Here is a 20,291-nt window from a genome sequence, read left to right as displayed (position 1 = left end):
CTGAGTCATGCACTCTAACGCTAAGAGAAACAGGGAGCAAGTTTCATCCCCTGGGATATTCAGATAAATAAAACAAAAAACCGCCCGGTATGATGCGGGCGGTCTGATATGATGTGAGCTGGTATTTCGGACAGTTACTTCGTCAGTCCGAGTGCTTCATTCATGACATGGAAAATGTAATTCTGCTCAACAGCGCCCTGGAACAGGTAAGCTTCTGGTCCGCGGGCAAAGATAGCGACATCTTCACCTGAGTGTGTTTCAGAATCCAGTTTGATCAGCGACTGTTGCTTGTAATCCAGCTTCAGGACTTCTTCCTGAGTCGGATTATGGCGTGAACCCGCGGCTTTTTTCACTGCACCCGGACCATTACCGTAAGCCAGAGTTGTATAATGTTTGCCATATTTATCTTTGCTGTATTTACCGTTTTTCTTCGATAAACCAAGAATCGGATTACCACGGTCCGCATAACCATTTGAAATCAACGTATGCGCATGGTCAGCAGTTACGATAATCAGCGTATCTTTCGCATTTGTTTTATCCAGCGCAGCTTTAATCGCATCATCATAAGCGACGGTATCTGCCAGAGCACGGGCTGCATTGCCGGCATGGTGCGCGTGGTCAATCCGGCCAGCTTCAACCATCAGGATATATCCGTCTTTATTTTGTGACAGCACATCAATTGCTTTTGAGGTCATTTCTGCCAGAGAAGGTTCACCATCACGGCGGTCGGCTTCATATTTCATATGGCTGCTTTCAAACAGACCAAAGACTTTTTTCGTGTTTGGCGCAATGGCATCGAAACCGGCTTTGTCATAAACATAAGCACCGTCCGGATGCATGGCCTGCCACTCTTCAATCAGATTACGGCCATCTTTCCGTTTCCCTTTCTTGCCTTCAGGGTCGATGGTTGTTTTGGGAATGAATTCACGGCGGCCGCCACCAAGCACAACATCCAAACCTTTGCCATCGTTAAATGAAATCAGCTGGCTTGCAATATCCACACAACCCTGATTTTTAGCAATGTTTGGAAGCTTCGCATCATCTTCCCAGTTCCGGTCTGCACTGTGTGCATAAGCGGTTGCCGGTGTTGCGTGCGTGATACGGGCCGTTGAAACGACGCCCACTGACAGGCCTTTCTCAGCCGCCATTTCCCAGGCAGTTTTAGCTTCATTTCCCTTTTGGGTATTGCAGAATCCGCGCTGGACATTGTCATTAATACTGATCACGCCTTGCTTGGTTTTGACTCCGGTCACCATGGCAGAGGCTGTACCTGCTGAATCAGGTGTTTGCGCATCTGTATTATATGTTTTGGATAAAGCCACATAAGGCATTTGTTCAAAGGCGAGTTTATACTCTTCTCCCATCATGCCCCGGCGTTGTCCTTCAAAAATCCGGGCGGCTGTGATTGTGCCGATACTCATGCCGTCACCGACAAACAAAATAACGTTTTTTGCTGGTTTATCAATGGGCTTATTCGCTTTTGCTTTGGCGATTTGTTGTTGCGCTTCCACAAACCACGCATCATTTTTTTGTGGGGCATCAACATAAGAATGGTTGGCTGTACAACCAGCAAGAGACGCTAAAATACCACTCGCTAACAGGATATTACGTTTCACAGAAATTCTCCGTTTTATTGTCTTTTGATTTCCGCTATCAATGCTTGGAAATCTGTAAATAATTCTCACTTATTAACTGTTATTTATATGAATTATTTATGAAAAAATGATGAAGCTTTCATGTTTGTAACAATTTTTTATTATTATTTTCAGCATGTTATAACATAACAATTAATGAAAAATGGCCAAAGTCATACGTCTTGGAGTGTCTGAATGAAGCAATTTAAAAAAGTACAATGGGTATGTTTGCTGGTCTGTCTGATCAGTAGTTTATACAACGCAGGATGGGCGATCGCAGCCAAAGAAACACAGTCCGAAGTCATGGCGCTGAACTGGGAAGATTTGATCCCTGAAAAAGAGCGTATGCAGGTGCCGGTGGTCGATGATACACCGGTTGATCATGATGACGATACGCCGCCTCAGATGAAAATTGGCAGTGTACGTCATGAGCTGAATAACCGGCTGATTAAAATTCCCGGATTTGTGATTCCGCTGGAAGGCGATGATAAATCCGTGACAGAATTTTTGCTGGTGCCATTTCTCGGTGCCTGTATCCACGTGCCGCCGCCGCCACCCAATCAGATTATTTATGTGAAATTTAAAGATGGCGCTCCCATCAAAAAGTTGTGGGATATTGTGAATGTGGTGGGATACCTGAAAACGGAAACCGTCAACCTTGATTTGGGAGAGGCGGCGTATGTACTGTATGGGAATCAACTGGAAGATTACCAGTCTGAGTTGTAATTCTGCTCTGCTCATCAAGGGCTTGATTGACCAGAATTGCCTGTTTGCTGAGCGATTGCAGGCTTTTCCGTGAATTTGTTGCGATATGTGAAGCAATTCTTGATACAGGTATCAGGTAACTCTATGAAGGAAAGGTTGTTTTGGTTTATTCTTGATGGCATACCCGAATGAATGAAGTTGGATGGAGGTCAGAATGGCAGAGGGTTGGGATCAACTCGCAATCACATGGGAAAAAGACGAATCGAACATTGAGTTTGCAGAAAAAGCCTTTGCTGAATTGATGAAGAAAGTGTCTCCGGAAGGCTGCCATGTGCTGGATTTTGGCTGTGGTACCGGATTATTGAGCCAGTTCATTTCTCCTCATGCAAAGTCAATTGTTGCCTTGGATGCTTCTGAGTCCATGATTGAAGAACTGGATAAAAAAGAGCTGGTGAATGTTGAACCTGTGGTTGACTCGTTAACCCGCGGACTGGTGGCACAACATCCGGCATTCCGGAAACAGTTTGACCTGATTGTTGCGTGTTCTGTATGTGGCTGGCTGCCACATTTGGCGGAGTCTTTGACGGTGGCTTATTCGCTGTTAGATCAAGGCGGACAGTTTGTTCACTGGGATTTTATTTCTGATGATGAAGACCGGGCATCCGGTGTCGGTATGGTAGAAATGCAGGATGAACTGATTCAGGCTGGTTTTGCGGATGTGCATGTATCAAGGGTTTTTAAAATCACTTGCGGGCATAAACAAATCTCGGTGATGATGGGAATCGCAACCAAATAATCAGGCTGGCAGTGCCGGCGTGTACGGCTTCATTATTCCGCTTTTTTGATGATTTTTCATGCTGAAAAATCATCCCTTGTCAAAATACCCGGTTTGCCGGGTATTTTTCTTTCCACGCAGGAGCATCCGGACTCTGGCCATTCATTCGCTCCTGCCGGGCAACTATTTCCCTGTCTCTGTTGTCTAACCGCCATTCAGTCTTTCAGGCGACTCGTTGCAGCGGATTCCTGAAGGCAGGCTTCAGGTAAGGAATGGTAATGAAAGAAAAAACCTTAGAATATGCCGGTTTCTGGGTACGGTTTGGCGCGACATGTATTGATACATTTCTGTTTTTATTAATCAGTGCGCCTTTGTTGCGCTGGGCTTATAGCGGTTTCTCTTTCAGTAGCGGGGTTCCTTTTTTCAGTGTCTGGAATATTTTACTGAACTGGATTTTCCCGCTGGCGGCAACGGTGGCATTCTGGGTTTACCGCTCTGCGACCCCCGGTAAAATGGCATTAAAATTACAGGTTCTGGATGCAAAAACCGGAGAACCCTTATCGGTTCCCCGGTCTGTTTTGCGTTATTTTGCCTACTACATCAGCGCCTTTCCTCTTTGCCTTGGTTTTATTTGGGTTGCATTTAACAGCAAAAAGCAGGGCTGGCATGATCTGATAGCAAGAACAGTCGTGGTCCGGCCGGCTGACCGGGGTGTTGAGGCGGTTCAGTTCCATGAGGTCACAGAGAAAACACCAGAGGAAAAGGTCAACGCTCAATAACTTCCCCGTTACTCTGGTGACACGATTCAGACCGGAATCCCGTTCTGTAGTCAGTCGAATTACCGGCTCCGTCGCCAGACTGAGCCGGGTTGATTTGACTATTGTTTCAATATTCTTTCACTATTTTTTCAATATCCTTCCACTCACTGTTCAATAGGATGTTTTGGCTTATCCCTGCTTCATCCGGAAGAATGACAACTCATTTGCCAGTTGTTGTGTCAGCTGTGAGATATCATTATTAAACTGAGATGTTTTAGTCGTATCTTCCTGATTGATATGAACAATATGGCTGATATCTTCGATTTGTTTTGAAATGTCCTGTGTCACTGAGCTTTGTTCTTCGGATGCCGTCGCGACCAGCGTATTGATTTCGGAGACTGTTGCGATTTTCTCAGCAATGCTCTGGAAGGCCGCTGATAATTCATCAGAGATGGCATTGGCTTCTTCCATCAACCCGGAGTTTTGTTGCATCGACTCATCCGCTTTTCTGGATTGCGCCTGTAACTGCTGGATAATGTTCTGAATATCGACCGTGGACTGTTGTGTTTTTGCCGCAAGTGCTCTGACCTCATCGGCGACTACCGCAAAGCCACGTCCATAGCTTCCCGCACGGGCTGCTTCAATGGCTGCATTCAGGGCCAGCAGGTTGGTTTGCTCAGAAATTGAATTAATCACTTCAATCACCTGGCTGATTTTCTCTGAATGAATCCGTAATTCGTTCACCGTACCGGTTGACTCAAGCATGGAGGTCCGGACCTGCTGTGTAATATCTTCAGAGCGTTTAAGCGTCTCTGAACTGGCGGTAATCACATCCATGGCACCGGATGTCGCTTCTTCGGCATGCGAAGCATTCATTGCCACATCTGCCGCTGTCGAAGACAATTCCGTAGCCGCTGTCGCCACCTGTTCAACAGCAGAGAGTTCCTGATCACAATGCTGCAGGTTGCGCTGCACAATCTCTGTAATATTACGCTGATTCTGCGCCAGTTCATCCATACTCTGTTCAGAAACCCGGACAATCTTGGATATCTCGTTTTGCAGGGTATCCACCGCTTCGTTGATGATGTCCAGCTCGTTAGCGGAAGAAGGGATAGCTTTGGCTGAAAAATCCCCCTGAGACATATCATGAATCACGGAAACTGTTTGAGGCATATGCCTGAGCTCTCTTCTCAGGGCGATAAAGAGAACGATTGCATTCGCTGACATATAAAAAACGGAGATCAGTAAAATACTGTAAAGGATGGCGTCAGATAAATGCACTGCTTCTTCCTGATTCGTCAGGTTCCAGAAAATATTACCGTTTTCCAAAGTATTTTTCGTGACACTGAACCACTCACCGTCAGGGCTCTGATGCATAAATGGCTTATCGCCGACACTGATCTGTTTAAAATCAGGCTTAATTTCAAAGATGTTTTTGCCAATCCACGCTTTCACTGCACCATCTGCCAGATATACATCACCATTAGGCTGGCTCATCACAAACGTATTCCCCGTTTCCGGCATCAGGGAAAGGGGATCAATGATGATCACTAACAGTGCTGAAATCTTGTTGCTTTTCTGAACCGCAGCAACAATCCCGACAGAAGTGCCGCCACTGGCGTTTTTATAGGGTTGGGTGACAAATCCGCTTTCTGCATGCCCAAACCCTCTGACATAATATTCCCGCTGCGATTTTTTGGCATTAAAGCCATGAATGTAACCATCACTTTTCAGCACCCGGCCATCCGGGAAAGCAAAGAACGCATAAGAGAACATCGGGTTGGCTTTTTCTATCAGCCTGATTTTGTATTTCAGGGTTTCATCAGAAAATGAGTCAAACCCATCCGCCATTTGAGAAGCGACTTCTTCAGCCTGATGAGTGGCCTGTGATTCTGCATAGTCCAGCAGCGTAAGTAACATCTGTTTTGACTGAGTATCGTTGTTCACGGTTCGCTGGTTCTTCCATCCTTCAAGATAAAAATAACCAAGAGCAATGACTAACGCCATGAGTACAAAGGAAACGGCAATTGTAAAAATATTCAACTTCTTAATCATAGTGTACGTCCTTCTGTGTCTACTGATTTGTCAATAATTATTCTTATTGTTATTCTATTTTGTGAATAATACTGGGTAAATATATATGTTTATCATATGGTTGCGCGGGGTTTTGTGCAATTGTAGTTTTTGATAAAAACAATGGTAACAAGAAGTAGTTCACAGAATGGTTTTTCCGCAATGCTGCTTGATGTGGTCTGAACATCCAGTTTCAGGTGACATGCATTTTCAGATAGCTTGGGTATATATTTGATCTCAGCAAGTCGTATATTATTAATATTATAATTAGAGTTATTTATCTAAATTAATATTTTGATCGCATCCGATAATTTTGTAATTAATATTAAAGTTTTTTGTCTGTTTGATGATAAAAATAAATGCGCCATCGACTGGTAGATATAACTTTTTTTTCATTGTGAATTAACAAGAAGAACCATTCAATGTTATTAGTATTGAATTCAGTGTATGTGGCTTTATATATTTAAGCCTGGTTCGATTGGATCAATTATATCGGCATAATATACAGATAGTCAGGAATTCATTCAGGATAATATTTTGCATACATCAGTGTGTTCCTGCTTTTTATCCTGTATTGACATTTACCTGTGACACCATTTTTTAATTATATTGAAAGCTTACCGATCTGGCTCCAGACAAGTGGATACAATTTTTTAACTCATGACAGGGTTCACAACAGCCATAGTTAACGGCCTGATTCTGTTCACATCCGAATCATTGAGAATAATTTCTATTCAATATATGACTGATAGTGCATATTATCATGTCAGGATTGTGTTAGTAGTGATATTAATATCAATTTTATGGGTTATAAATAAAGCGTAAGTCATATTATGAGCAATAAATTTTAGTAATTTAATCATTTTTCATGATCCCATATTTTTCAGGGAAATGGATTGGATTTTCATTAAACTCTGTTTTTTTTTAAGACACATTATTTATTATCATTTTGATTTTTAAGGATAAAAAATCAAAACCCTGTCTTTTGAACAATGTGTTTTTCTTCAAAAATAGCTCCCAAATTATTATATATTAATATCAATAACGGTTTGTTTTTTAGAGTATTTGCTCCATGGTTTTATGTATTAATAATAGTTTTGTGATTATAGTTGTATGATATTTAAGATTTAAATAAATTGATTATTTTATAAATAATAGCTTTATTCATTTAACCTAATTGTTACTTGATTCTCATACTTTTGTTGATGTATTTTGAAACCGGGTTTTATTAAAAATCTAATGAGTTAGGTGTGAATTTAATACTTTTATTTGAGGGTCGCATTTAGATTCTTATTATATTTATGAACATTTAGTAGATTATAAATCATCGTTGTCATGATTATATTTCATCATCTGTGACTGAGTCCGGATGTATGCGGTATTTTGACACTTAAAAAACGTGGTAATAACGCGGTAATAAAACTAAAACTAATATTAAGTTGGTGTCGCTATGTATAAAGAAAGTCAAAGTTTCTGTAAAAATCAGGAAACTCCCCCGTCGATTGTGTTTCCATTATCAACACCTCAACAAGGCATCTGGTTCGCTCATCATGTGATGCCCGATGCTGCCGGCAAAGTGCTGAAAGTTGCAGGTTTTGCCAGTATTCAGGGATATGTTCAGCCAGAACTGATGGAAGCTGCCGCGAGACAGGCCATTCATGAGTCTGAAACACTCAGAGTCAGTGCATTCTATGAGGCAGGTCATTTATATCAGCGTGTTGAACCGTTTACGGACTGGCACTTTTCTCTGGTGGATTTCACCGGAGAACCCGAACCTGATGAAGCCGCCAGGCGATGGCTGAAATCACGCACTGACTTCCCGCTTCCCCTTGATCAGAAACAACCTTTATTCGATATCGCGCTTCTGAAATCCGGCCCCTCCCGGTTTTATTTATATTGCAGTACCCACCATATTGCCGCCGACGGATACGGCTTTATGCTGTTTAACACCCGGCTGGCTGAAATTTATTCAGCACTGGTTGCCGGTGTACCGGTCCCACCCAGCGACATTCTTGGCGTTTCAGCACTGGTCGAAGCGGAGCAGACTTACCGGGCATCATCGGCTTTTCCGCGGGATCAGGCATTCTGGCTCGATCAGATGAGCCAGAATTATCACGCCGTCAGTATGGCTTCTGTGCCGGTGACAGCCTGTACGGATGTATTATCTGAGCAGCTGAAAATTGAGCCGGAGATATATCACCGGCTTCAGACACTGGCTAAAAGCTATGACAGCCAGTTGTCGACACTGGTGATTGCGTTAACTGCTGTCTATCTGCATCTGATGACGGGTGAAACCTCACTGATGACCGGGTTTATCCACAGTGGCCGGATGAGCCGTTCCCTGAGGCGGACGACCGGGTTGCTGGCAAATGTACTGCCGCTGGGGATTCATGTCAGTCCTGAGATGCCGTTAGAGGAACTGCTTGAACAAGTCAAACTTCAGGTCAATGCGACATCCCGCCGTTCACGTTTTCCGGCAGAAGATTTACGTCAGCTTGCGGGGCAACAAGGCACGGAAGACCGCTGGTTTTCGACCATTATTAACTATATTCCCTCCGGTTACCGTCTGAATTATGGTGATGTCTCATCAGCGATTACCTATACGGCGATTGGTCCGGTGGATGACTTCTCATTCAATATCTACGACTGGGGCGCTGAGCTGGGATTCAATCTGATTTTCAATGCCAATGCAGCTTTGTATCAACAGACCGACTTACAACGCCATATCCACCGTTTTCACCACTTCCTAACTCAGATTGCATACTCAGACAATCCGTTTCCCTGCCGGACGGACATTCTGTCTGAAGAAGAACGCGCTCAAATCATGACGCAGTTTCAGGGGGCGGCGATGGCGTACCCGAAAACAGCGTGTATTCAGCAATTATTTGAACGGCAGGCGATGCTTCGCCCTGAAGCGACCGCGGTTATCTGCCATGGCAGCACCTTGTCGTATGGTGAACTCAATGCCAGAGCCAATCAGCTGGCACATGCACTGATCGAAAAGGGTGCCTGTCCCGGACGTTATGTGGCGATTGCCGTGGAGAGAAGTTGTGACATGGTTGTTGCCATGCTGGCAACCCTCAAATCCGGTGCGGCTTACGTCCCGCTGGATCCTGTTTTTCCTGCACAGCGTCTGCAATATATGATGGCTGACAGCCAGCCTGTGGTCCTGATTTCTGATAGTTCGATGGTGCTTGAAAGTGTCATCGGCACTCAGCTTTCTGAGCCGGATGTCATCGATCTGAAAAAAGATTTGCCATGGTTCAGTCTGCTGCCTGACACGAATCCGGACGTTCCTGCGCCGGATGCAGAACAGCTGGCTTATGTGATTTATACTTCAGGTTCAACCGGGAATCCGAAAGGGGTGATGGTGCCTCACCGGTCCGTCATGAACTTCCTTCTCAGCCAGCAACAGCAGAATCATGTCACTCAGGACACCCGCCTGCTGGCCGTGACCACCATTTCATTTGATATCCATGTGCTGGAAATTTATCTGCCGCTAATCTGCGGCGGTGAGCTGCATCTTGCCGGAAAAAATCTGAGCCGGGACGGCGATGCGCTGGGACAATATCTGACCACGCATGATATTACGCTGTTTCAGGCCACCCCCGCGACGTGGAAATTACTACTCGCTTCGTCATGGCAGGGATCGCCTCAGCTGATTGGGCTGATCGGCGGTGAATCGTTCCCTAAATCACTGGCGGATTCAATTCTCAGCCGGGTTGGCCGTCTTCGTAACATGTATGGACCTACCGAAACCACGGTTTGGTCTGCGACATGGGATATGCGTGAAACCGACCCTTGTGTATGGATTGGCCAGCCAATTGCCAATACCCGGATTTACCTGCTGGATGCACAGCACAGGCAGGTTCCGGTTGGGGCGATCGGTGAAATCTGCATCGCGGGTGACGGCGTGACTCATGGTTATCTGAACCGTCCGGATTTAACGGCAGCAGCGTTTGTGGAGGACCCGTTTTCTGACCAGCCCGGCGCGCTCATGTACCGGACCGGCGATTTAGGCCGCTGGCATCCTAATGGTGCAATTGAGTGCTTGGGCCGTTGTGACTTTCAGGTCAAAATCCGCGGATACCGGATTGAGCTGGGTGAGATTGAATCCGTGTTACTGGCATATGACGGGATTGAAGATGCGGTGGTCAGTGCTGCTGATATCCGCGGTGGCGAGCCGGTGTTGGTTGCCTACTACACCACGTCAGCAGAAATTGACACCAGTGAACTGAAAACGCAGCTGCGGGCGCGGTTACCCGATTATATGGTGCCGGTCGGCTATGTGGCGCTGGAAGCTTTTCCGCTGACCCCGAATGGCAAAGTCGATCGTAAAGGGCTGCCGGTGCCGGAGATGAATGTGCTGGTCAGCCGCAGCTATGAAGCGCCGCAGAGCGGTACGGAATCGCGTCTGGCTGAAATCTGGCAGCAACTGTTTGAGATGGAACAGATTGGCCGGAATGATCATTTCTTTGAACTGGGCGGCCATTCACTCCTTGCGATGCAACTGATTGCCAGAGTCCGGGATGAATTCGGCCAGGAACTGGCGCTGGCGACCATTTTTGCACAGCCGGTGTTATGTGATATGGCGGATGCCGTGAGAGCCGCAACCTCAATCCATGGCATGCCGGCAATTCAGCCCCGTCAGTCAGCGACGCCGCCACCTCTGTCTATGGCACAACAGCGCCTGTGGTTGCTGTCCCGTTTCCACCCGGAAGCCACCGCCGCGTATAATATGGTTGGCAGCATGGTGCTTGACGGGCAGCTGAATATTCCGGCACTCCGGCAGGCACTCGACCACATCGTCAAGCGTCATGAAGTGTTGCGCAGTTATATTGAAGTCCGCGATGGTGTGCCGGTTCAGCAAACCGGCCCTGAAAATCAGGGGATGATGCTGTCGGTGATTGACGGAGATTCCGACACTGCTTCTGTTTTCCCGCCTGTCTTTGATTTATCAACCGGGCCGCTGATTCAGGCACAATTGATCCGGCTGGATGAACAGACTCACCGGCTGCGTCTTGCAATGCATCACATGATTTCCGATGGCTGGTCCGTCGGCATTTTAATCCGCGAAGTCAGCCAGCTGTATGCCGCATATGTTCAGGAGCAGCCGGATCCACTCCCGGCACTGCCCGTTCAATATGGTGACTATGCGTTATGGCAGCGCGACTATCTCCGGGGGGAAACGCTACAGGATCAGCAACAGTACTGGACCCGTCAGCTTCAGGGGATTCCGGATTGCCTGACGCTGCCTGCAGATCGCCCCCGGCCTAAAACGCAGCAGTTTTCCGGCGCCAATATCACCCGGACTCTGGATGCTTCACTGACCACTGCCCTGCATGACCTGAGTCAGCAGAATCGCTGTACGCTGTTTATGACCTTATTGTCCGGCTGGGCCGCCTTGATGGGACGGCTGGCGAATCAGGATGATGTGGTGATTGGCACGCCGGTCGCCGGGCGGACACATACCGAACTGGAATCGCTGATCGGGATGTTTGTCAATACACAGGCGATCCGGATAGGTCTGGAAAACTCACTGACGACAGCTGGTTTACTGGCACAGGTGAAAGAGACGGTACTGACCGCACAGGAATATCAGGATCTGCCGTTTGAACAGGTGGTTGAAGCGGTTTCTCCGACCCGCAGTCTGTCTCACTCGCCGGTCTTTCAGGTGATGTTCGGACTACAGAATCTGCCGGAAGCGGACATTAACGTACCGGGGCTGGTGTGCTCAGACGTTGAAACGGAAGTGACGACAGCCCAGTTTGACCTGAACCTGCAAATTTTTGAGTCGGGAAATACCCTGGTTGCGACGCTCAATTATTCAACGGCACTCTTTGATGAGCCAACCGTTCAGCGTTATCTGAATTACTGGCAACAGCTGCTGACCGCCATGACCGCCATGCCGGAATCGCCGCTCTGTCAGCTCCCCATGCTTGATGAGGCTGAGTATGCGCTGGTGATTGACGGATTCAATCAGACTCAAACGTCATTCCCTGACACGCAGCTCCCGGAACCGGACGCTCAGCTGCTTGATAACACGTGTGTACACCAGCTGTTCGAACAGACGGTATGTCGTCAGCCGGATGCCACAGCCGTCGTGTGTGAGCAGCAGACACTGACTTACCGGGAACTGAACCAGCAGGCCAATCAGCTCGCACGCTGGCTGGTGGCGCAGGGTGTCTGTCCCGATAGCCGTGTCGCGGTGTCGCTGGAGCGGAGCTGCGACTTGGTGGTGGCACTGATGGCGACGCTGAAAGCGGGCGGCGCTTATGTACCGCTGGATCCGGGATACCCGCAGGAACGGCTGGCGTATATGCTGGCCGACAGTCAGCCGGTCGTCGTGCTGACCACCGCAGACCTGCAAACCCGTCTGGGTGACATTCCTGAGCAAACCGTTGTGGTTGATATGACCGCAGCCCGTCCGTGGCTTGATGAAGCGCCGGAAAATCTTAATCTGCCTGAGCTGAATAACCGTCATCTGGCTTACATGATATATACCTCCGGGTCGACCGGTCATCCGAAAGGCGTGATGAACGAGCACCGGGGCGTGGTCAACCGGCTGAGCTGGATGAAAGATGATTACGGCTTCAGCACCGATGATGTGGTGTTGCAGAAGACGCCGTTCAGTTTTGATGTGTCAGTGTGGGAATTCTTCTGTCCGTTGTGGGCGGGTGCCACGCTGCTGATGGCGAAGCCCGAAGGACACAAAGATCCACTGTATCTGAAAGCACTGATTGAACAGCAGCAGGTGACAATTTTGCACTTTGTGCCGCCGATGCTGCAAACTTTCCTTGAAGTCATTTCTCCGGCGGACTGTCAGAGTCTCCGCCTGGTCTTCTGTAGCGGGGAAGCACTGCCCGCAGCCGTGGTTCGCAAAGCGGCGCAGCGTATGCCACAGGCTGAAGTGCATAATTTATATGGTCCGACGGAAGCCGCGGTCGATGTTACGGCATGGGCCTGTCCGAAAGATCTGGCAGGAGACCGGATGTCGATTGGTGCGCCGGTAGCCAATACCCGGATGTATGTGCTGGATGCACAGGCACAACCGGTGCCGGTGGGCGTTGCCGGTGAACTTTATATTGGTGGGGTTCAGGTCGCCAGAGGCTACTTCAACCGGCCTGAACTGACCGCAGAGAAATTCCTGCCGGATCCATTCTCAGCTCAGCCGCAGGCCCGGATGTACCGGACCGGCGATGTCGGTCGCTGGCTGGCAGATGGCACTATTGAATATCAGGGCCGTAATGACGATCAGGTCAAAATCCGCGGCTTCCGGGTTGAGCTGGGTGAAATTGGCTCAGCACTGCAAGGCTGTCCGGGAGTGCATGAAGCGGTTGTGATCGCCAGTGGTCAGGGCGCAGAAAAACGTCTGGTGGGTTATTACACCCTGCGTGACCGGGCACAATCACTGACACCGGAAACCATTAAAGCTTCACTGGCAGAGCGTCTGCCGGATTACATGGTGCCCGCGGCCTATGTGCTGCTGGATGCGCTGCCGCTGACACCGAACGGAAAAGTCAACCGCAGAGCCTTACCCGAGCCAGATGATTCTGCGTTGATTCATCATGACTATGAAGCGCCGCAAACCGAAGCAGAGCAATGTCTTGCTTCGATCTGGCAATCGTTGTTGCATGTTGAACAGGTGGGTCGTCATGACAATTTCTTTGCTCTGGGCGGTCACTCCCTGATGGCGGTGCTGCTGATTGAGCGCCTGCGTCAGCAGGGCTGGCATCTGGCCATCCGGGAATTGTTTGAACAAAACAGCCTGGCCGGACTGGCGTCTGTCCTGACAACGTTGCCATCTTCACCGGCGGTGGATGTGCCGCCAAACCTGATTCCCGCGGACTGCCGGCGCATCACGCCGGAGATGTTACCGCTGGTTGAGCTGACACCGGCCGAGATAGATTCGGTTTGCAAGACCGTGGCTGGCGGCGCTGCCAATATTCAGGATATTTACCCGCTGGCACCACTGCAGGAAGGGATTCTGTTCCATCATCTGATGCAGCCTCAAGGTGACCCGTATGTGACCCGCTTCATTCAGGCCTTTGAAGATGAATCCAGTGTGGATGCGTTTGTCGCGGCACTGCAACATGTCGTTTCGCGGCATGATATTTTGCGTACCGCCGTTGTCTGGGAAGGGCTGGAAACACCGGTTCAGGTGGTCTGGCGCGAAGCACCGGTGCGTTTATCGCGTCTGGATTTTGCGCCGGGTGACGATATCCTCAGTGCATTACAGACCCATTTCGACCCGGCGCATACCCGGATGGATGTCCGGCAGGCGCCAATGATTGAAGCGTACAAAGTCGCTGATCCGCAACAGGACCGCTGGCTGCTGTGCTTCTTACTGCATCACCTGTGTAACGACCACACCACGATCGAGCTGCTGGCAGAAGAAGTGATGCTGCACCTGTCAGGCCGGACCGATGAACTGACGACACCGCTGCCGTTCCGCAACTTCATTGCACAGACGACGTCAGACGCGGATCGTGAAAGTCATCAGGCTTATTTCCGGCAGCTTTTATCGGACCGGGATGAAGCGTGTGTTCCGTTTGGAATCGCTGAGCGGCAAGCAGATCAGCCGATCCTGACCACGCATCTGAATCTGGACGATCAGCTGGCCCGGCAGCTGCGTGAGCTGGCGCGGCAGCGCAAAATGAGTCCCGCTGTGATTTTCCATCTCGCCTGGGCGATGGTGGCGCGTGTTGCCACCGGACAGGATGACGTAGTTTTCGGCACCGTATTGTTTGGCCGGATGGCGGGTGGAGAAGGTGCCGACCGGACTTTAGGTATGTTCCTCAATACGCTGCCGCTGCGTCTGTCTCCCGGAGAGTTAACCGCGGATCAGGCACTGCTTCAGACCCGGCAGCGACTGGCGGAACTGCTTGATCATGAACATGCGTCACTGGCCCTTGCACAGCAGTGCAGTGGCGTCAGCCGTCAGGCAACCTTATTTAACTCGATGATGAATTACCGTTATCAGGGCGGTCATTCACAACAGACCACTGAATCGGGCGCAGAAGCACTTCGCAGTGCGGTGGTCTTTGTGGAAGAGAACACCAACTATCCGCTGACTCTGACGATTAACGATGTTGCCGACGGCAGTTTCTCTGCTGAAGTTCAGGCGGATGTGCGGATTGGTTCAGCGCGCGTAGCAGCGATGTTCAGTCAGGCACTGAATGAACTGGCCGCAGTGTTGATACAGACCACCGAAGCACCGCTGCGTCAGCTGAATCTCCTGCCGGAAAGCGAGCGCTTTCAGGTGCTGGCAGGCTTTAACCAGACGCAGACACCATTCCCTGAGCAGCAGTGTATTCACCAGCTGTTCGAACAAACTGTGGCCGCGCAGCCGCACGCGACAGCCGTGGTCTGTGAGCAGCAATCACTGACGTATCACCAGCTCAATCAGCAGGCTAACCAGCTTGCCCGCTGGCTGGTCGCGCAGGGTGTCTGTCCCGACAGTCGTGTTGCCGTCTCGCTGGAGCGCAGCTGCGATCTGGTCATCGCCCTGATGGCGACGCTCAAAGCCGGAGGCGCGTATGTGCCGCTGGATCCGGGTTATCCGCAGGAGCGGCTGGCGTATATGCTGGCCGACAGTCAGCCGGTGGTCGTGCTGACCACGGCTGAATTGCAGCCGCGGCTGGGCGACATCCCTTCAGCGACCACGGTGGTTGATATCACGGCAGAGCGTCCGTGGCTGACCGAAGAGACACATAACCTGAACCGGACCGGCCTGACGCCGCGCCATCTGGCGTACATCATTTACACCTCCGGCTCGACCGGCAACCCGAAAGGTGTGATGAACGAGCACCGGGGCGTGGTCAACCGCCTGAGCTGGATGAAAGAGGATTACGGCTTCGGCCCGGCCGATGTGGTATTGCAGAAAACGCCGTTCAGCTTTGATGTGTCGGTGTGGGAGTTCTTCGCCACACTCTGGTCGGGAGCGACGCTGGTGATGGCCAAACCGGAAGGGCATAAAGATCCGCACTATCTGAAAGCACTGATTGAGCAGCGTCAGGTGACGATTCTGCACTTTGTGCCGCCGATGCTGCAAACCTTCCTTGAAGTGACAGAGGCTGGTGACTGCGGCAGCCTGCGGCTGGTGTTCTGTAGTGGCGAAGCGTTGCCTGCGGCGGCGGTGAGAAAAACCACGCAACAACTGCCGGATGTGGCGCTGCATAATTTATACGGCCCGACGGAAGCGGCGGTCGATGTGACGGCCTGGGCGTGTCCGCGGGACCTTGAAGGAGACCGGATGTCGATTGGTGCGCCGGTGGCGAACACCCGGATGTACGTGCTGGATGCACAGGGTCAGCCGGTGCCGGTCGGTGTTGCGGGTGAGCTGTACATCGGTGGCGTGCAGGTGGCGCGGGGCTATCTCAACCGCCCGGAACTGACGGCAGAGAAATTTATGGCCGACCCGTTTGCCGAAGATGCGGATGCGATGATGTACCGCACCGGCGATGTGGGTTGCTGGCTGGCGGATGGGACGATTGACTATCAGGGCCGCAATGATGATCAGGTCAAAATCCGCGGATTCCGGGTCGAGCTGGGTGAAATCAGCTCGGCGTTGCAGGATTGCAGCGGGGTACAGGAAGCGGTGGTGATGGCGCGTGGCACTGGTGCGGCGAAGCAGCTGGTGGGTTATTACACCAGTGATGAGGCCGTTGGTGCGGAAGCCGTGAAAGCGGAACTGTCAGCGCGTTTACCCGCGTATATGGTGCCGTCGGCCTACGTGGCGCTGGAGAGCCTGCCGCTGACGCCGAATGGTAAAGTGAACCGTAAAGCACTGCCCGAACCGGATGACAGTGCGTTAATCCGTCATGAATACGAAGCGCCGCAGGGTGACACGGAACAGACACTGGCGGCGATCTGGCAGCAGTTGCTGGGTGTGGCGCAGGTGAGTCGTCACGATCACTTCTTCGAACTGGGCGGGCATTCGCTGCTGGCCGTACAGCTGGCATCCCGGATTCGTTCAGCGCTTGGCGCAGAACTGCCGCTGACAACACTGTTTGCCCGGCCGGTTCTGTCTGAGCTGGCAAACGCGCTGTCACACGGACAGGAAAGCGGTGAACCGGCCGCGATATTACCGGAGATTGTGCCGCTGGCGGATGGCACCATGCCGCCATTGTCACTGGCTCAACAGCGTCTGTGGTTTTTGTCAAAAATGGAACCGTCGGCTACGGTTACTTATGTCATTCAGGGCGGCGTCCGGCTGACCGGCGCACTGGATATTGATGCGCTGCAACGGGCACTGAACCAGATCGTGACCCGCCATGCACCGCTGCGGACGCATTTCATCGACCGGGATGGGGTGCCGGTGCAGATTGTCGCCGATGTGCATCAGGGATTCCCGCTGACCTGGCTGGAAGGTGAATCTGTTTCCGATGAACTGGCGCCATTCTGCCCTGAATTCAATCTGGCCAGCGGACCACTGGTGAAAGGTCAGCTGATTCATGTCCGTGATACTGAACACTGGCTGCGGCTGGCGATGCATCACATCATTACCGATGGCTGGTCGATGGGCATCTTTACCCGCGAACTGTCTGAACTGTATGCCGCCTTCAGTCAGGGGCAGGCCGATCCGCTGCCACCGCTGACCATTCAGTATGGTGACTATGCGGCATGGCAGCAGACACACATGCAGGGCGACGTGTTACAACGCCAGCAGCAATACTGGACGGAACAGCTCAAAGACACACCGGCATGCCTGACATTGCCGACAGACCGGCCCCGCCCTGCCGCTCAGGATTATCGCGGAGCCAGCATTGATGTCACACTGGATGCGGCACTGACTTCCCGGCTGAAAACTTTCAGTCAGCGTCACGGCTGTACCCTGTATATGACCCTGCTGACAGGTTGGGCCACATTGATGCACCGTCTGTCCGGTCAGGATGAGGTGGTGATCGGCTCTCCGGTCGCCGGACGGACCCGTGCGGAACTGGAAGGGCTGATTGGCATGTTTGTCAATACGCAGGCCATCCGGGTGAACCTGTCTCAGCAGCCGGATCCGGCAGCGTTGATTGAGCAGGTCAAAGCGACGGCATTGCAGGCGCAGTCGCATCAGGATCTGCCGTTTGAACAGGTGGTTGAAGCAGTCGCACCGGTTCGCAGCATGAGTTACAGCCCGATTTTTCAGGTGATGTTCAGCCTGCAAAATATGCCGCAGGAAACCCGCCAGCTGAACGGGGTGACGTTATCCGCGCTGCCGGAACAAATGACCACCGCTCAGTTTGACCTTAGTCTGATTCTGCGTGAATCCGGTCAACACATGCCTTCCGGGCAGATCAGCGGTGGACAGATCACCGGGTTCCTCAATTATGCGACCGCACTGTTTGATGAAGCGACCGTGCAGCGCTATCTCGGTTACTGGGTTGCGATCTTAGAAGGTATGGTCTCTGAACCGGCTTTACCGGTCGGACAACTGCCGATGCTGTCTGAAACCGAGCATCATATGCTGACCGAATCCGTGAACCAGACACAAAGTGATTATCCGCGTCATCTGTGTGTACATCAGCGCTTTGAACAGCAGGCCGCGGCACATCCACAGGCCATTGCCGTGATTGATGGTGAACACCAGTATGACTACGACACGCTGAACCGGATGGCAAACCGGCTTGCCGGTCACCTGCGTGCCAAAGGCGTACAGGCCGGGCAGTTTGTCGCGATTTGTCTGGAACGCTCCGCAGAACTGATGATTGCTGAACTGGCGATTCTCAAGTGTGGTGCAGTTTATGTGCCTCTGGATACGCACGTACCGGCTGAACGGCTGCACTATATTCTGGAAGACTGTGCCGCGAAGCTGATTCTGGTTCACGAAGATGCAGCGACACAGCATGCGCCATTACTTCAGTCATTGCATCAGACCGGGGCAGAGATGCTCGCGGTCACGCAGGCTGTGCTGCATGCCGGTGACGGAGAAAACATACCGGCTACGGTTGACAGCGAATCTGCGGCTTATGTCATGTATACCTCCGGCTCCACCGGACAGCCGAAAGGTGTGGTGGTACCGCATCAGGCGATTCACCGGCTGGTGACTGATTGTGGTTATGCGGATTTCCGGCCAACGGACCGGATTGCTCTGGCAGCGAACCCGGCCTTTGATGCCACGACGATGGAAATCTGGGCACCGTTACTCAACGGCGGTGCTGTGGTGGTGATCGACCAGACGACACTGCTTGATCCGACACTGTTTGCCGCTGCGCTGAAACAGCATGAAGTGAGTATTTTGTGGATGACTGTCGGCTTGTTTAACCAGTATGCCGCTCTGCTGGGCGATACGCTGAAACAGCTGCGCTACCTGATGACCGGCGGTGACGTGCTGGATCCGGAGGTGATCCGGCAGGTGCTGAATCATCACGCACCTCAGCATCTGCTCAACTGCTACGGCCCGACAGAAAGTACCACCTTTGCCCTGACGCATCAGATTGATGCGCTGGATGATGACGCCATCAGTGTGCCGATCGGGCGGCCAATCGGGAATACCCGTGTGTATATCCTTGACCCGTACGGACAACCCGTACCGGCCGGGGTGACCGGAGAACTGTTTATCGCCGGTGACGGACTGGCGCTGGGCTATCTCAATCAGCCGGAGCAAACACAGGCTCGTTTCATTCCTGATCCCTTTGTGGCAGATCCGCAGGCGCGGATGTATCAGACCGGTGACCTGGGTTACCGGCGGGCCGATGGGGTGATTGAGTTTGTCGGACGGAATGACTTTCAGGTCAAAATCCGCGGTTTCCGGATTGAGCTGGGTGAAATTGAAGCCTGTATCCGGGAAGTTGAAGGGATTGAGCTGGTGGTGGTTCAGGCACCGAAAATGGCCGACGGCTCGCGGTTGCTCGCGGCTTACTATGTTTCCACAAACGGTACGAGCGCCACAGAGGCGGGTTCCGGCAGCGTCGGGGCTGAACAGCTGCGGGCTCATGTGGCCGGGCGACTGCCGGACTGGATGGTGCCTTCAGCATGGATACCGCTGGCATCGCTGCCGCTGAACCCGAACGGCAAAGTAGACCGTAAAGCGTTACCGGAGCCGGATGAAGCGGCGGTCATTCGTCAGGTATATGAAGCACCCCAGGGTGAACTGGAAGAGGTGATTGCAGAGATTTGGCAGGAACTACTGGGTGTGGAACAGGTTGGACGTCACGACAGTTTCTTTGAACTGGGCGGGCATTCGCTGCTGGCGGCACAGCTGGGTTCTCAGATTCGTGATGAACTGGAACTTGAAGTGCCTCTGACAGAACTGTTCTCCCACCCGACATTAGCAGAATTCAGTAAGCGCGTGGCTTATATCGGACTTGCTGAGTTTGACGTCAGTGATTTGATGGATTTGGCAGAATAAAATAA

General features: G+C 51.2%; 6 protein-coding genes. 4 read left to right on the top strand and 2 right to left on the bottom strand.

Annotated elements, in window-relative coordinates:
- Positions 1 to 134 precede the first annotated feature (134 nt).
- On the bottom strand, positions 135 to 1,616 hold the full coding sequence (locus OCV29_RS22555) for an alkaline phosphatase (RefSeq protein WP_245796939.1): 1,482 nt from the start codon (positions 1,614 to 1,616) through the stop codon (positions 135 to 137).
- A gap of 213 nt (positions 1,617 to 1,829) precedes the next feature.
- Here OCV29_RS22555 and OCV29_RS22550 point away from each other — a divergent pair, with 213 nt between their 5' ends.
- From OCV29_RS22550 to OCV29_RS22540, 3 genes are all read left to right on the top strand, one after another.
- On the top strand, positions 1,830 to 2,360 hold the full coding sequence (locus tag OCV29_RS22550) for a DUF3299 domain-containing protein (RefSeq protein ID WP_073604970.1): 531 nt from the start codon (positions 1,830 to 1,832) through the stop codon (positions 2,358 to 2,360).
- A gap of 193 nt (positions 2,361 to 2,553) precedes the next feature.
- On the top strand, positions 2,554 to 3,135 hold the full coding sequence (locus OCV29_RS22545; protein WP_073604978.1) for a class I SAM-dependent DNA methyltransferase: 582 nt from the start codon (positions 2,554 to 2,556) through the stop codon (positions 3,133 to 3,135).
- 257 nt (positions 3,136 to 3,392) lie between these two features.
- Positions 3,393 to 3,893, top strand: coding sequence for an RDD family protein (locus tag OCV29_RS22540; RefSeq protein ID WP_073604971.1), 501 nt, complete (start codon positions 3,393 to 3,395; stop codon positions 3,891 to 3,893).
- 168 nt (positions 3,894 to 4,061) lie between these two features.
- Here OCV29_RS22540 and OCV29_RS22535 read toward each other — a convergent pair whose 3' ends face one another.
- Entirely contained in the window at positions 4,062 to 5,927 is a 1,866-nt protein-coding gene (locus OCV29_RS22535) for a methyl-accepting chemotaxis protein (protein ID WP_073604972.1), read from the bottom strand.
- 1,468 nt (positions 5,928 to 7,395) lie between these two features.
- Between OCV29_RS22535 and OCV29_RS22530 the strand changes: the two genes are divergently transcribed.
- Entirely contained in the window at positions 7,396 to 20,286 is a 12,891-nt protein-coding gene (locus OCV29_RS22530) for a non-ribosomal peptide synthetase (protein ID WP_261887414.1), read from the top strand.
- Positions 20,287 to 20,291 lie beyond the last annotated feature (5 nt).

This window comes from Vibrio aerogenes (assembly GCF_024346755.1).
In the GTDB taxonomy this organism is placed as follows: Bacteria; Pseudomonadota; Gammaproteobacteria; order Enterobacterales; family Vibrionaceae; genus Vibrio; species Vibrio aerogenes.
The sequence above is the reverse complement of the archived record's forward strand: the minus strand, read 5'-3'. Positions and strand labels throughout refer to the sequence as shown.